Annotated in this window: 14 protein-coding genes and 1 pseudogene; 8 read left to right on the forward strand and 7 right to left on the reverse strand. The window is 60.7% G+C overall.

The genetic code is table 11. The annotated features are described in order from the left end of the window. Positions 1 to 364 precede the first annotated feature (364 nt). Positions 365 to 1051, reverse strand: a complete 687-nt coding sequence (locus RQ479_RS27460) for a GntR family transcriptional regulator (RefSeq protein ID WP_376703087.1) — start codon at positions 1049 to 1051, stop codon at positions 365 to 367. Positions 1052 to 1381: 330 nt separating this feature from the next. Here RQ479_RS27460 and msuE point away from each other — a divergent pair, with 330 nt between their 5' ends. From msuE to ssuD, 5 genes are all read left to right on the forward strand, one after another. Beyond that, on the forward strand, positions 1382 to 2002 hold the full coding sequence (gene msuE / locus RQ479_RS27465; RefSeq protein ID WP_376703088.1) for an FMN reductase: 621 nt from the start codon (positions 1382 to 1384) through the stop codon (positions 2000 to 2002). A gap of 235 nt (positions 2003 to 2237) precedes the next feature. Further along, a complete protein-coding gene (gene tauA, locus RQ479_RS27470; RefSeq protein WP_376703089.1) occupies positions 2238 to 3245 on the forward strand; it encodes a taurine ABC transporter substrate-binding protein in 1008 nt (335 codons plus the stop codon). A gap of 62 nt (positions 3246 to 3307) precedes the next feature. Then, on the forward strand, positions 3308 to 4120 hold the full coding sequence (locus tag RQ479_RS27475; protein WP_376703090.1) for a taurine ABC transporter ATP-binding protein: 813 nt from the start codon (positions 3308 to 3310) through the stop codon (positions 4118 to 4120). After that, entirely contained in the window at positions 4117 to 4965 is an 849-nt protein-coding gene (locus RQ479_RS27480) for an ABC transporter permease subunit (protein ID WP_376703091.1), read from the forward strand. Before RQ479_RS27475 ends, RQ479_RS27480 begins: the two co-directional genes overlap by 4 nt. 41 nt (positions 4966 to 5006) lie before the next feature. Further along, a complete protein-coding gene (gene ssuD, locus RQ479_RS27485; RefSeq protein ID WP_376703092.1) occupies positions 5007 to 6164 on the forward strand; it encodes an FMNH2-dependent alkanesulfonate monooxygenase in 1158 nt (385 codons plus the stop codon). A 179-nt stretch (positions 6165 to 6343) separates the two neighbouring features. On the opposite strand, the gene RQ479_RS27490 is transcribed toward ssuD, so the two are convergent. After that, positions 6344 to 6691, reverse strand: a complete 348-nt coding sequence (locus RQ479_RS27490) for a hypothetical protein (protein WP_376703093.1) — start codon at positions 6689 to 6691, stop codon at positions 6344 to 6346. Positions 6692 to 7158: 467 nt separating this feature from the next. Here RQ479_RS27490 and RQ479_RS27495 point away from each other — a divergent pair. Then, positions 7159 to 7338, forward strand: a pseudogene (locus RQ479_RS27495) (IS3 family transposase); the annotation flags it as partial. Positions 7339 to 7603: 265 nt separating this feature from the next. Here the strand turns inward: RQ479_RS27495 and RQ479_RS27500 are convergent. From RQ479_RS27500 to RQ479_RS27510, 3 genes are all read right to left on the reverse strand, one after another. After that, the gene (locus RQ479_RS27500) at positions 7604 to 8641 is read right to left on the reverse strand and encodes an IS110 family transposase (RefSeq protein ID WP_376703094.1); all 1038 of its coding nucleotides are present in this window, start codon (positions 8639 to 8641) and stop codon (positions 7604 to 7606) included. Positions 8642 to 9047: 406 nt separating this feature from the next. Beyond that, positions 9048 to 10469: a tyrosine-type recombinase/integrase gene (locus tag RQ479_RS27505; protein WP_376703095.1), complete on the reverse strand. Its 1422-nt coding sequence runs from the start codon at positions 10467 to 10469 to the stop codon at positions 9048 to 9050. 331 nt (positions 10470 to 10800) lie between these two features. Beyond that, positions 10801 to 11232: a winged helix-turn-helix transcriptional regulator gene (locus tag RQ479_RS27510; protein WP_376703096.1), complete on the reverse strand. Its 432-nt coding sequence runs from the start codon at positions 11230 to 11232 to the stop codon at positions 10801 to 10803. 125 nt (positions 11233 to 11357) lie between these two features. Here RQ479_RS27510 and RQ479_RS27515 point away from each other — a divergent pair, with 125 nt between their 5' ends. Next, a complete protein-coding gene (locus RQ479_RS27515) occupies positions 11358 to 11900 on the forward strand; it encodes an antibiotic biosynthesis monooxygenase (RefSeq protein ID WP_376703097.1) in 543 nt (180 codons plus the stop codon). A gap of 150 nt (positions 11901 to 12050) precedes the next feature. Continuing rightward, positions 12051 to 12788 carry an SDR family NAD(P)-dependent oxidoreductase gene (locus tag RQ479_RS27520; RefSeq protein ID WP_376703098.1) on the forward strand — a complete coding sequence of 246 codons (738 nt, stop codon included), beginning with the start codon at positions 12051 to 12053 and terminating at the stop codon, positions 12786 to 12788. 89 nt (positions 12789 to 12877) lie between these two features. On the opposite strand, the gene RQ479_RS27525 is transcribed toward RQ479_RS27520, so the two are convergent. Next, a complete protein-coding gene (locus RQ479_RS27525) occupies positions 12878 to 13084 on the reverse strand; it encodes a sugar phosphorylase (RefSeq protein WP_376703099.1) in 207 nt (68 codons plus the stop codon). A gap of 295 nt (positions 13085 to 13379) precedes the next feature. After that, positions 13380 to 13988, reverse strand: coding sequence for a hypothetical protein (locus RQ479_RS27530; protein ID WP_376703100.1), 609 nt, complete (start codon positions 13986 to 13988; stop codon positions 13380 to 13382). Positions 13989 to 14170: the final 182 nt, after the last annotated feature.

The raw sequence follows: 14170 nt of genomic DNA on the forward strand, positions 1-14170 counted from the left end.
GAGCGAAAAATTGCACACCGTTGACCCGGAGTCAACAGATTGTATTATTTGAGTACACAAATTTTATACGGACAAAACACACAGCTGGCCCGGAGCTATCGACTGAACCGTCGTCTGGGGCTGCAAATGCGACAACGTTCTGTTGCCGGAGGAGCGGCTCAGGCAAACACGAACCGCTCGCGACCGAGCGGCGCAACAGACCAGAGTTGAGAAGGGAGGCAGCCTTTAGAGCGAGGCCTGCCTTGTGCGCCCTGGGAGTACGAGGGGCCGTCTCCGTCAGCAAGGCTTCCCGGCCGACCAGCAGGCCGGACGAGCTCATAACGCGGCAGAGAGAGACGTCGATCCGCAGGCGACGGCGATACTGTCAGTTATCGCCAACCAGGGCATCCGCCTTCATGCCCTGGGGCGCGATGAACATCTCCATGTTCTCGCGCGACAGTTCCCAGTGCTCGAACACAAGGTCGACAACAGCGTCCTCATCATGACCGCTGATGGCCGAGATAAAGGCATCGTGGTGTTCGACTGCTATTGTGAGGCGCTTGCGCATGTCATCATTGCGCGGGCGGAAGAAGGTGTGGCCGATACGGGCATGATCGATCAACAACCTGCCTAGGCTTGGTTGTAGATAAACGTTTGCGGACATCTCGCCGATGATCTCGTGAAACCTGTTGTTCTCGACAACCATGGAAAGTGCGTCGCCCGATTTGCTCGCGGCGCGGAAACGCTCCTGCGTGTCCTTCAAGTCCGACATCTGTGACGGCTTGAAGTTTTGCACCGCCAGCCGGCCTATGGCGGCGTAAACCATTGGGGCAACCAGAAAGAACTGCCTGAGCGTCGAATGGTTCATCGGAACGACCCTGGCCCCCCGGTTCGCCCGGATTTCGATGTAGCCTTCGCCCTCCAGCCGGCGAAAGATTTCCCTGACTGGGGTCCGCGACAGGCCGTAGCGCTCGCTCAGCGCTACCTCATCCAGATCCGCGTCAGGATCGAGTTCCATCGTCAGGATGCGACGCTTCAGATCGTCGTAGAGACTGCCTTTGCTGCCCTTCATTGCGCACCTTCGGAATGATTCTGATAGTCAATGACATCTAGTACGGCAGGAAGAATCGCATGCGTTGGTAAGCGAGTCAACGGATTGTATTTTTTTGGTACACAATATGCCGATCATCGATGGCTCAACCGTCAGGAAGGGAGACGGACGAATCCGTCCCAACGCCGATCGAGCAATGCCCAAGGAACGCCCAGGAAAAAAGGAATGCCCAAGATCGCAGGCCGGTTGAATTGTTCGCGGCGCCAGTTGGAGCGGGGCTGACGGCGGGCGGGCCTTCGCTGCAGATGGCCCCGTCCCACGCCCAATCGTTTCGGACAGATGAGAGAGCCCATGAATTTCCATGTCGACCGGCTGCGCCAGAACATAGTCGTGCATTCGGGCAACACCCACAGGCCGTCGAAATCGCGGACGCTGGCGCATCATCTGGGCGAGTCGTTGCGCGAGAGATTGTCGGTCACGGTGAATTTCCTCGATCTCGTCGATGCCGGCCGTGGTCTGGGGGTTGCGTTCACGCGCAAGGAATTGACGCCGGAGGCGCTGAGCGTGGTGGAGGCTGTTGAGCAGGCCGACGCGCTGATCGTCACGACGCCGGTCTATAACGGGTCCTATGCCGGCCTCTTCAAGCACCTGTTCGACCTCATCGATCCGCTGGCGCTCGTCAATCGCCCAGTCCTGATCGGCGCGACAGGCGGCGGCCAGCGCCATGCGCTGGTGGTCGAACATCAGCTTCGCCCGCTGTTCGGGTTCTACTCGGCGCTGACGGTGCCGAGCGCTGTCTATGGCAGCGACAGTGATTTTTCCGACGGCAAGCTTTCGGACCCACTGGTCCTGGCGCGGGCCGGACAGGCCGTCGACCAGTTCGCCGCCCTGCTTTCAGCGCGGCAGCCGAAGAGCCAACCGGTCAGGGCGGCTTCGGCTGACGGATACAGCGCCACGGCAAGTGCCGGATAGGCGATACTAGCCAAGGCGCGGCCTGTAAGGCTCCGCATTTTGCGTGTGAATACATTTTGCGTGTGTGTAATCGTAGGGCGGCAGCCTTGGTCTAAGCTGAATTCTTTTTAATCATGAGCACGTTTTCGGAATTTCATTCCTGTCTAAGTCTATAACATTAGTGGAGTTTAATCCAAAGCCCCTCGGGTAGGGCTGGCAATCGAGGCTGTGGCCTCCGTTCAAGGATTAGGATCCCATGCGAAAACTGATTTCCGCCGCCCTTGTCGGGCTTGCTTTAGCGGCCACGTCCGCCGCAGCGCATGCCGAAGACAAGAAAGTCGTCATCGCCTACCAGACCGGCGCCAATCCCTACAATCTTGGCATCGCCAATGGCGATCTTGCCAAGAAGACCGGTTGGAACATCGAATTCCGCCGCTTCAATTCCGGCGCTGACATTTTCGCGGCAATAGCATCCGGTGACGTCCAGATCGGCGACGTCGGATCGAGCCCGTTCGCCGCTGCCGTCAGCAGGGGCATCGACGTGAAGGCGTTCTACATCTCGTCGGTCTCTCGTGACGGCGAAGCCCTGGTCGTACGGCCTGAGATCAAGTCGCCGGCCGACCTGCGCGGCAAGAAGCTCGCGGCTGCACCGGTATCGACCGACCATTACCAGCTTCTCGCCGTGCTCAAGCAGGAAGGCATTTCCGAGAAGGAAACCCAGGTCATCGCCATCCCGCAGCCCGAGATCGTCGCTGCCTGGAAGCGCGGAGACATTGACGGGGCTTTCGTCTGGGATCCGGCACTGTCCGAACTCAAGAAGGACGGCAAGGTCCTGCTGACAGCCGGCCAGGTTGCCGATCGTGGCGCGCCGACCTTCAGCGCATTGGTGGTGACCGGCGATTTCGCCAAGGCCAATCCCGACTTCCTCAGCCAGTATGTCCGGCTGGTCGACGGCTACACGACATCCTATCTCAGCAACCCGGCCGCCTGGGGACCGGATACCGATAGCGCCAAGGCGATCGCCAAATTGCAGGGCGGAACCGCGGCCGAGAATTCGGAGCAGTTGAAGACGACGGTCGTGCCGCCGCTCGACGAACAGGCTTCCGACAAATGGCTGGGCGGCGGCGACAAGAGCGCCGTTGCAAAAATCCTCAAGGACACCGCCGCCTTCCTGAAGGATCAGAAAAAGATCACGGCCATCAAGGATAGCTACGCCGCTGCCGCCGACCCGCAGTATGCGGAAGCCGCCAAGGCCTCCAACTAGACAGCCCTGAATACGGCTCTGGCTGGCGAAATCACGCCAGCCAGATTGTTTGGAGGTTCAGCATGCTTAGAATTCGCGATGCCAGTGTCACCTTTCCGGCCTCGGACGGCCAGGAGGTGCACGCGCTCGATCATGTCTCGCTCGACATTGCTCCCGATTCCATAGTCGTCGCCGTCGGTGCTTCGGGATGCGGCAAGTCGACCTTGCTTAACGCAATCGCCGGCTTCCTCCCGCTCAGCGAAGGCTCGATCACGCTGGATGGGAATGAGATCATCGCGCCCGGCGGCGATCGTGGCGTCGTCTTTCAAAAAGACACGTTGTTGCCCTGGGCCAACGTGCTGGACAATGTCGCGCTAGGCCTGAAATACCGGGGCGTGGCGCGCGGCGAGCGCCATGAGCGATCGAGGCGTCTTCTGAACCTGGTCGGGCTCGCCGATTTCGCCGAAAAGCCGCCTTACGAACTGTCCGGCGGCATGCGCCAGCGCGTTGGTATCGCGCGGGCGCTCGCCACCGATCCGAAGATCCTGTTGATGGACGAGCCCTTCGGCGCTCTCGATAGCCTGACGCGCGAGACGATGCAGCAGCTTTTGGCCTCGGTCTGGGCCAAGACCGGCAAGCAAATCCTGTTCATCACGCATTCCATCGAGGAAGCCCTGACGCTCGGCACGGCAATCGTCGTGATGTCGCCGAGGCCCGGCCGCATCGTCGCCCGGTTCGAGGCCGATTTCGTTCGTGAGTTCGCTGAGAGCGGCGACATCGGGCCGATCCAGTCCCACCCGCGTTTCATCGAATTGCGGCAGGAAATCCGCTCGCTCATCCACCAGCCGGAAGCCGCCCGCACAGGAACCTTGCCCCGAACAGGAAACTTGCAATGACGCTTGCCGCCAATTCCCCGACTTCGTTCCAGCCCTCAACGACCCGGCGCAGGCCGTCCGCTCAGCCGCGCCGGTCCCCGTCGACAAGCACGCTCGGCATCAGCCTGGTCACGCTGGTGTCGCTGATCGCCTTGTGGTTCCTGGCCGCGCATTTAGGGTGGGCCTCGCCGCTGTTCCTGCCGTCGCCCGCCGAGGTACTGACCCAGTTCAGCGCCGTCTGGGCCGACGGCTATGCCAACGGTACGCTCCTCGAGCACACACTGGCCAGCCTCGGCCGCATCGCCGCGGCGCTCGGTGTCGGCATCTTTCTGGGCATTCCGCTCGGCCTGCTGATGGGACTCAATCGCTGGGTCAAGGGCATCTTCAGCGTTCCGATCGATCTCTACTGGGGTCTGCCGCCTTTGGCCTACCTGCCGCTGCTGATCATCTGGATGGGCATCGGCGAGACTTCCAAGATCGTGCTCCTGTCGCTGTCGACCTTCGCCCCGATCTGTTTTGCCGCGCAGGCCGGCGTCCGGTCGGTGCCGGCCGAACGCATCAACGCCGCGCTGTCGCTCGGTGCGAGCCGGCTGCAGCTTTTCACCAGCATCATCCTTCCGTCCGCATTGCCGGAAATCATGACCGGCCTGAAGATCGCCATCGGCGCCGGATTGTCGACGCTGGTCGCGGCCGAACTGATCGCGGCCCAGTCGGGTCTCGGCTACATGATCATGTCGGCAGCCAATTTCCTCGCCACTGACGTCGTCTTCGTCGGCCTCATCGTCATTGCCGTCCTCGCCTTCGCCTTCACCAGCGGCATGCGCTGGCTGGAGCACCACCTCATCCCCTGGAAGGGCAAGCTCTGACGCTTGCCGCACACATTCCGCATCGCTGAAGGAACAGTCCGATGTCCAGCAATACCCGTCCGCTTGACCTCTACTGGTATCTGCCGACCCATGGCGATGGGCCGTATCTCGGCACCGACGAGCGGCACCGCCCGGCAACCTTCGGCTATCTCAAGGAGATCGCCCAGGCCGCCGACCGGCTTGGCTTCAAGGGCGTGCTCCTGCCCACCGGAACGCGGTGCGAAGACGCCTGGATCGTGGCTGCCGGGCTGATCCCGCTCACCGAACGGCTGAAATTCCTCGTGGCGTTGCGGCCGGGCAGCGGAACGCCGGCGTTGTTCGCGCGCCATGCGGCCACGCTGGACCGCATTTCTGGCGGCCGTGTCCTGCTCAATGTCGTCACCGGCGCAGATCCGGCCGACCTTGCTGGTGACGGCAACAAGCTAAGTCATGACGAGCGCTACGCGCAGACCGATGAGTTCCTCACCATCTGGCGGCGTATCCTCTCGGGTGAGCCGGCGGATTTCGAGGGCAAATATCTTTCCGCCCACGGCACAGACATCTCCTTCCCGCCGGTTCAGCAGCCCCATCCGCCCCTCTGGTTCGGCGGTTCTTCCGACGCCGGCATCGCGATCGCCGCCAAGCATGTGGACGCCTATTTGAGCTGGGGCGAACCGGTGGACCAGCTTGCCGAAAAGATCGATCGCGTCAGGAAAGCTGCGGCGGCGCAAGGCCGAACGATCCGTTTCGGCCTTCGCATTCATCTGATCGTTCGTGAGACGGAGGATGAGGCCTGGGCCGCTGCCGATCGGCTGATCAGCCACGTCACCGACGACGTAATCGCAGAAGCCCAGAAAGGATTTGTCCATATCTCGGAATCCGTTGGGCAAAAACGCATGTCGGCGCTTCATCAGGGTCGGCGCGACCGGCTGGTTGTCGGTCCGAACCTGTGGGCGGGACCGGGGTTGGTGCGCGGCGGCGCGGGCACGGCGCTGGTCGGCAATCCCGACAATGTTGCCGCGCGCATTCGCGAGTATCAGGAGATCGGCATCGAGACGATCATCGCATCCGGCTACCCGCATCTGGAAGAGGCATTCAGCGTCGCTGAATTGCTTTTCCCCAAACTTGGGTTGAGCGGCGAAGCTGCACCCATGGAGCGCAGCTGGGACGTAGAGTTCGGACGCGGTGTTTTTCCCAAGGTCGCCGCGTCCGCTTCGTGACGCCTTGCCGGCAGCGTCGGCCAGAGCGATGTCCTTTCGCGTCGCGTCGCGTCGCGTCGCGACGGCGATCGAGGCGGCGCAGCGGTCAGGTCCAATGACGCGGCTTTCGAGAAATGACCGAGAGCGAGGAGCGTCTTAAGGCGCGTCGCGTCTGAAGGGCTTACGCAACGCGCCGTAAGTTATTGTTCCAAGCGGACGTGGTCGTCGCCCCGAAGGCGCTTCACGCACAAGGCGCGAAGGACGAGCGCGGCATCGGCGTAGGTGATCGCTCTTTCGCCGCTGGAAACCAGTGCGTCACCGACGATATTCAGGACATCAGCCTCGATACGCCAAGGCAGCATGTCAGTGCAGGTCCGCATCCGGCCGAAGACCGAACTGATCGGGATCATATGGTTTTCGAATTCCACTTGCGGCTCGTCCGTCCCCGGAGTCCAGGTCTGGTAAGCCTCCAAAGCCTCGTAGAAGGCTCCGTGCAAATGGATCGGCGCATGGCCCTCATGCAGTGCGGGCAAAAGGCGTGTGGTCATCAGTCTCCTCCATGATCGCGGCAGCAACCATGCTGCCAAGGCAACCCCCGCATGTCGATTAGGTGCTTTGGTTCATTGCCATGAAGTCAACGCGGCAGCGTCTACTACCAGTAGCCGCATGTGCCGACGCCCCAGTAGAGACCCTCATCCCGTTCCGGGCGACGAGAGTCCGTTTCTGGTCTGAAATCGGCTCCCGCCTTAGGCGGCCCCGCTAGAGGGTGCGAAAGTTCCGAAGCCGGGAAAAGAATGTCGATCACGGCTCTGAGGCGGCCTGGAACTGTCTCCAGGAATGTCTGCGTCATCGTCATCTCCTGATCATACGAACACGAATGGCGAAAGAGTCAGGCACTTGAAGTCACAGTATGACGTGCTCTGCAGCAAATGTCTATAAAACTTGTAGACATTGCTTTGGTAAGGAGCGAGCCGCAACCAGCCAGACGAAATGTCTCTCCCGGTCGCGCGCACGCCAGCTCCGGCAGCATCTCACCGACTTCGTCGCTGCGTACAACTTCGCCCGCAGGCTCAAGACCCTCAAGGGCCTCACGCCCTACGAGTTCATTTGCAAGGCATGGGCTGCACAGCCAGAACGCTTCAAGCTTGATCCGCTCCAGCAAATGCCGGGACTTCTTCTCTATTCGGCGTGTTGAAGTCAATCGCTTTCAAGCTTCCTCTACCACGGGCATTTGATGTCTTTCGCGAGGCCTTGCTTCTCTTCGGGATCGGCGCGTTGGCCCTCCCAGCATGGGATTAGTTGGAATGAAGGGGACAATCTAAACAGCGTTCTCACCATGTTGCCGCGGTGGAAACGAGTCCCGGCACGTCCTCTCTTCATCCTCCGTCCCGCGAAGGACATTCATCCGCCCCTGGCGGATCTCGTTATCGAATGTTCTCCCTTTCGTTTGGTGGACCCGGCTATATCACCGCCGTTGCTTCCTCTCGCGCCCAGCGGAACTCACTGCCGTCGGACCATATTCTGTGCATGATGACAGCCAATCTGCGAGCAAGGGCAACGGTTGCTCTTTGTCGGCCCCGGCGCTTAGCGACGTTCATCGCCCAAGCTTTCAGCCATGACCACTTTTTCATCACCGTCAGCAAGACTTGCGCGGCTTCATAAAGTAGCGTTCGCATCATGGCGTCACCGCACAGGGAAACACGTCCGACGCGATTGTCCTCGCCTGATTGATGCAAGCGCGGCGTCAACCCGAGAGCCGGCCCTACGTCCTTCGAATTCTTGAAGCGGGCAGGAATGTCGACCGTGGCGTTGAAAGCCAGCGCAACGACAGGTCCGACACCAGGTACGGTCATCAACCGCCTGCAAACCGTGTCACCCTTCACGATCGACAACAGCCTTTCATGCAGTACGGTGAACTGCTCGCGAAGTTTCTGCCGGGCGGCGAGCAACACCTCCATGATGTCACGTAGCTCCGGAATGTCGCCGGAGAGGTCCTGGATGCGGTCCGCAAATTTGGCAGCGCCGACAATGCCAACCTTGAGACCGAAGTTACGCAACAGGCCTCGAATGTCGTTCTCAATTGCGATGGCCTTTTCCTGGAGCAACTTGCGGGCTATCAACAGCGCCCGACGTTTCTGGCTCATCAGCGTCTTGACGTGCACCGGCCGGAACAAATTAACCCGCATCATCTGCGCGATGCCGCGCGCATCATTGCGGTCGGTCTTGTTGACCTGGGCCTTGAGAAAGGCCTTCGCATGACGGGTTTCGATGCAGATTGCAGGTAGTCCGGCTCCCGCCAGACCACTGAACAACCATTGTGATAAGGGACCAGCTTCAAGCCCGATCCGGGCCAAATTCCAGGCGGGGTTCTTCAACGCCTCAACAAGATCGTCCGGATGGCTCGCAACCTTCATCTCTCGGCAAATGCGGCCTCCTTCATCCACGATGCAAACGGTCGTCTCTTTCACGGAGACGTCCAGTCCGGCATAATGCTTCATGCTGCGCTTCCTTTCCTGATGCTTGTGGCTGTTTACGCAGACCACGTTTTATCATCAGCTCGAAGCGCAGCACCTCAAAGACCGTTCAAGACGTGGGGCAAAGCCGAATACCCCATCTAAACAACTAGGCCAGCGCTCCTTCATCAGCATATTTCACAAAAGCGTTGCGCATTGATCGAAACGGACATTGTCTGGGGTTCAACGGACAGCGCATCGAAGGGACCGGACGTCGACCCCATCAACGAGGCTCCGGCATTGCGTCAGATGGGTTCAACATCAGCTGGGACATATCGAACGGAAGCGAGCCGCCGCTTCCGTATCGACGAACCGGATCGGCCCTGCATCATCCAAGAATTGTACGCGAAGGAGGATATCCGGCGTTGGCCAGCGCCGCTGCTGTGTCGGCTTATGGGACATCGGAGCACTCCCGCTCACCGTCGGCGCGCCTGGTTCCGGGAGGCACTGCCCGGTTCTGACCGCTACGGTGGCGGAACGGCCGGTAGTTTCCGAGCTTGGTGCGTGAGGAATATTTGCCGTCCACGAGGCCAAGCGGCTTCTGGTCGCCTGCCTCGGGCAGCGCTTCGGCAGGTTCGGGAGCGATCGTCGGCGGCGTGGTGGTCGGCTCGGCAATGGGTACCGAGGATGGGACTGCTGGCGCTCCACCGATCAGGGCCTGACGCCGCTTGGCCACGGCCTCAGCCGCTGCCCTTATCGGGTCGTCCTCGGTGTGGACGTAGCGCATGAACATCGTCACGGTCTTATGCGCGGTCAGCGCCATGCCGACCCTCACCGGTACGCCGGAGTTGGCGATGTCGGTTGCCGAGCGGTGTCGGATGCCGTGCGTGCCGATGTGCGGCAGGCCAGCCCGCTCAAGGATGCGCTTCCAGCCGTGATAGTAGGTGTGCTTCGACATCGGGAGGTTTGGATCGAAGATTGATGGGCAGACGAAGGGCGAGGCCTCGAAGCGCGGGGCCGTCCCGAACAGCCGGGCCGCCTCGGCGCTCATCGGCTTGGACATAACGCCGGTCTTGCTATCGGGCCATTCGATGCGCCGGTTGTCGAGATCGACCCAAGCCCATTCGAGCTGCCGGATTTCCGACATGCGCGCGGCGAACTCGAATTGGAGCCGGACTGCGAGGAGGATGAAGGGATGCTCCAGGCCCTCGGCTTCGGCCTTGTCGAGGTAGGCGTAGAGGAGCCTCAGTTCCGTATCGGTGATCAGCCTTGTCTTTCCCCGTTCCGGGAACTTGGGAACATGTCGGCATGGGTTCGACCCGTCGGGCCGCATTCCCCAGACCTCGGCCATGTTGAACATCTTTCGGACGGCCGCGAGGACGCGGTTCGCGTTTGTCGGGGCCCTCGACATTTTCTTCATGAGGTTCGCGATGTCGGCCCGCGTAACGTCGGGCACCTTTATCTGGCCGAGGTGTGGGACGATGTACAGCTTCCCGTACCCCCTGTTGGACTTGACGGTCGAGGGCTTGTTTCGGCTCTCCGAGTAGTCGTCGATAAACCGGTCGAAGAGTTCCTTGACTGTCAGTGCCTTTCGCATGGCGGAGCGTTCGGCGCTCGGGTCCTTGCCCTTGCGGACGTCGGCGAGCCAGTTCTGGGCAATCGTTCGAGCCTGCTCAACGGTGATTTCGCCGAAGCGGCCGATGGCGGGCTTTCGCCGCTGGCCGTTGGCGGCGACGTAGGCCACCATGAATATCTTGCGGGTCGGGGTGACCTTTAGCAGGAACCCCGGTATGATGGTGTCGCGAAGTTCGTAGGGTTCCTGATCGGCCGTCGCAGCGTCGACGATCGTCTTGGTCAGCTTGATTTTGGGCATTCCTAACCTCCATTAGAGCCGATTTCAGGTGCTGAATAGGTGCAGCCAGAAATCAAACCGTGGCGTATGTCCGGTCAGGTATGGATGGTTGGACGGACCGAAAAAGCTAGTGGCTACAATCGGTTATCGTACAATTGGATACCGCCGGATAAAGTTAGGATAAGGTATATCCGGCCTCTCAAAATCGAGTTCCGTAAGGAGTGCTGGTTCGATCCCGGCTAGGGGCACCACTTCCCAAAATCCCCACGCCACTTCTTATTAAACCCAATGGCGTGGGTGGGATCGTCCAACCCACTGAAATGATTGCACCTCGCCAGCCCCGCCGCCACGCCTAGCGGAGGGCCGCCACGACGTCGGCGAGGTCGGCCTGCTTGCCATTGCCGGCGCGGCGCAATTGCACCTCGACGGGCTTACCGTCGGATTGGTTGCAGTAGAAGATGGGTCCGGGCCGCACCCATTTGTCGCCCCACTCGGTCAGCGCGATAATGACCGTTTTGAATTCCATGCCCTTCCGGGTCAGGACGTATTCGGACTGCTCGCCGGCGGCACCCGGGCGACGGTCCATCAGGCCGGCCTCGACAAAATCCTCGAGGCGCTTGGCCAGGATGTTGGTGGCGATCCCCAGGCTCTTCTGGAATTGCGAAAAGCGCGTGTAGCCGCCGAATATCGCGTCGCGCAGGATCAACAGGCTCCAGCGCTCGCCGACCAGCTCCAGGGCGCGTGAGGCCGAGCAGTTCTGTTTTTCATAGAGACGACCAAGCATGACGTGAACATACCCTATTGACTTGCATCATGCAAGTATGCATTGTGCTTGCATGATGCAAGGGTAGAGGTCGCTCATGTCATCGCCCGAGATTTCGGGATGCGACCGAGTGGACCGGCACGGACGTGGTCTTCGACATCGCGCCGACCGACAAGGGGACCGAGCTGCGTTTCACCCATGTCGGACTGAAGCCGAGTGAAGAATGCTACGACGTCTGCCATGATTCCTGGCACTTCTATATCGCAAGCCTTCGCGACCTGATTTCGAAGGGCAGCGGGCAACCCAACAAAGGCGAAGAGAACGCCAATCCAACGGTCGTGCCGCAAAACGAGAACATCGGCCTCGAGCGCATGGCAGCGAGCGATGGCGCCGAGATGATCGTCATGACCACGGCAGCGGCGAAACCCGGCATCGAAAGCAAGGTACGGGATGCGCTGCGAGACGTAGCCGGCGCCGCCCGCAAGCAAAGCGGATGCATCGACTACAGCGTCTTTCGCTCGCGGGCAGAGCCCAACGTTACCATCTGCGTCGAGCGCTGGGCATCGAGGCAGGAGCGCGACGCTTTCCTGGGCTCGGCGGACGCGAAGAATTTCGTTTCGGCCATAACCGGCGCCTTCCTGGAGCGGCCGTCGCCGATCTCCTACACGACATTGGAAGTCGGGTCCTGATTGCAAGGGTTCGCCCGGCGTCGGCGCCGGCTGCCCTGGAGCAATGCAAAGGCGAAGACGGCGTCCAAGCATGAAACAGAAAATTATAACCGACTTGCATGATGCAAGAATAAATCGCCTGCGTTCATGCAAGTAGGAGGAGAGATCGCCGTGCTGAAATCGATGGAAGTCACAGACAAGGCCGTTCTGGTAACCGGGGCCAACCGCGGCCTCGGCAAGGCGCTGGTCGAGGAAATATTGAGGCGGGGTGCCAAGCGCGTCTATGCCGGCGCGCGCAAACCGCTCGACCACGCAGATCGGCGTGTCACGCCGCTGATCCTGGACGTGACCGATGCGGCGCAGATAGGGGCGGCTGTCGAGCGGATCGGGTCTCTCGACATCCTCATCAACAACGCTGGCATCGGGCTCTATGACGACCTTGGCGATCGTGCTGCGCTCGAGCGGCACCTCGCCGTCAACCTGCTCGGCGTGCATGGCGTAACCCACGCATTGCTGCCGCTGCTCACGCATTCGCGCGGCGCCGTGGTCAACATCCTGTCGGAAGCGGCCCTCGTTCCCTTCCCGATTATTCCCTCTTATTCGCTGTCGAAGGCCGCCGCGTTCTCCATGACGCAGTCGTTACGTGCTCTCGCCGGGGCTCGTGGCGTGAGCGTTCATGCGGTCCTGTCCGGTCCCATAGACACCGACATGAGCAGAGACGCCGACATACCGAAGAGTTCCGCCGAGAGCGTCGCGAAAGGTATTCTGGACGGTATGGCGCGAGGGGAGGAGGAAATTTTCCCGGATCCAAAATCGGCATCAATGGCCGAGAGCTGGCGCGGCAGCGCGTTCAAGGCACTCGAACGCCAGATGGCGGCTTTCGTCCAAGCCATGCCCGCCAAGCCATAGGGCGACCGCCGCCATCCGCCTTGCCAGCATTCGAAATTCAGCGCCAGTGATGAGCAACACTGCTGCTGTTGAACGAAACTTCCCCGATCTCACCAGCGGATCACGATGACTTTCTCGGTCCCGTTGGCGAGTTCGACAGCTTCGGTGCCATCCGGTTTGCGGCTTTGGATTCTGGCGCTCCCGACAGCTTCAACGCCAACAACGTTGACCGCGAAGGCTTCATCGATTTCGGCGGCACAAACCAAGGTGTCAGGCGGCAGGTCCTTTATTTGATCCAACAACTCGCGAAGCTTCATGGTCGAATCTCCTTGGCGACAGCAGGAATGAAGAGCAGCACGCTTTCGCCGCCCATTCGGAACCATGTCCCCTGCGAAAGGTTCCCGATGTCACCCCGCGTCGGGGTCGAGTCGTGATTGCCAAACGGCAAAACGAGTCCGAAGTCCGGGCACGGAGTTTGGTTGGACGTTATCCCGGGAGCGTCCTCTGGGATAACGTCTCGAGGCCCGCAGCCCGCATCCTTTGATTCGGAAGATAAGGATGCCCCATCAAAGTCCGGGATCAAACAGCTAGCTCGGATCGTAGCCTGAGCTATCACATCGGCCCCGGCACCATCTTGGTCGGCTGCTCCGGCATCGGGAACGCATAATTGTCGCATTTCACGTCCGGGTTCGTCGGGCTGAACATTCCGAGCGGGTTGTCCTTGAACAGCCAGGCGTGAAGGTCGTAGTGGTGGAACTCCTTGGGGATGAGCGGATAATGCCCCTCCATCGGCCCCTGGAATGTCTGGCCGAAGAGCTTCGGCGGCTCCTTGGTGTCGGGCGTCAAGGGCACGAGCCATTCCGCGCCGACCAGGCGCAATTCGCCGCCGACCGGCTCATAGATCAGCACATTGGGGCGTGTCGGATCCGCGGTCGGGCCGACAGTCGTGACGTTGACGAAATGGATACCCATCGCACCCTTCGGGTAGTCCATCGCTCCCTCTACCTTTTCGCCGCTGTAGAAGACGCATCCAACCGTCGATAGATAAAGCTCGCGAACGGCTACCTTGTAGTCTTCATACCTGGACAGCGATTTACGCAGGGCATCGATCTCGGCCTTGTCGGGTTCGGCGGCCCGAGGCGTGGCGGCGTTCAGACACGCGCCAACGAGACCTGCCAAGGCGACGATACCGAGACGCCTGAGGTGAGTTGTTTTCGTCATGCATTCCTCCCAGATTTTTTCTTCTGGCCGTGCAAGACCGAGGCGGCAGTGATGCTGGACGCGCGGCCGTAATTGATCGCCTCATCCCGGTTGGGACTGCCTCGATGGTAAACCTTTCCGCTGATTGGGAGAATTAACCCTGACGACCTAGGCCCGAGCGGACCGATGGCGCGGAGACCAGG

Source organism: Mesorhizobium sp. ISC25 (genome assembly GCF_042295465.1).
Taxonomy (GTDB): Bacteria; Pseudomonadota; Alphaproteobacteria; order Rhizobiales; family Rhizobiaceae; genus Mesorhizobium.

Excerpts from the sequence above, each read along its gene's own strand:
- ssuD (WP_376703092.1), top strand. The coding sequence starts at position 5,007 with ATGTCCAGCAATACCCGTCCGCTTGACCTCTACTGGTATCTGCCGACC.
- tauA (WP_376703089.1), top strand. The coding sequence starts at position 2,238 with ATGCGAAAACTGATTTCCGCCGCCCTTGTCGGGCTTGCTTTAGCGGCC.
- RQ479_RS27510 (WP_376703096.1), bottom strand. The coding sequence starts at position 11,232 with ATGCTTGGTCGTCTCTATGAAAAACAGAACTGCTCGGCCTCACGCGCC.
- RQ479_RS27530 (WP_376703100.1), bottom strand. The coding sequence starts at position 13,988 with ATGACGAAAACAACTCACCTCAGGCGTCTCGGTATCGTCGCCTTGGCA.
- RQ479_RS27475 (WP_376703090.1), top strand. The coding sequence starts at position 3,308 with ATGCTTAGAATTCGCGATGCCAGTGTCACCTTTCCGGCCTCGGACGGC.
- RQ479_RS27505 (WP_376703095.1), bottom strand. The coding sequence starts at position 10,469 with ATGCCCAAAATCAAGCTGACCAAGACGATCGTCGACGCTGCGACGGCC.
- RQ479_RS27490 (WP_376703093.1), bottom strand. The coding sequence starts at position 6,691 with ATGACCACACGCCTTTTGCCCGCACTGCATGAGGGCCATGCGCCGATC.
- msuE (WP_376703088.1), top strand. The coding sequence starts at position 1,382 with ATGAATTTCCATGTCGACCGGCTGCGCCAGAACATAGTCGTGCATTCG.
- RQ479_RS27480 (WP_376703091.1), top strand. The coding sequence starts at position 4,117 with ATGACGCTTGCCGCCAATTCCCCGACTTCGTTCCAGCCCTCAACGACC.
- RQ479_RS27525 (WP_376703099.1), bottom strand. The coding sequence starts at position 13,084 with ATGAAGCTTCGCGAGTTGTTGGATCAAATAAAGGACCTGCCGCCTGAC.
- RQ479_RS27500 (WP_376703094.1), bottom strand. The coding sequence starts at position 8,641 with ATGAAGCATTATGCCGGACTGGACGTCTCCGTGAAAGAGACGACCGTT.
- RQ479_RS27460 (WP_376703087.1), bottom strand. The coding sequence starts at position 1,051 with ATGAAGGGCAGCAAAGGCAGTCTCTACGACGATCTGAAGCGTCGCATC.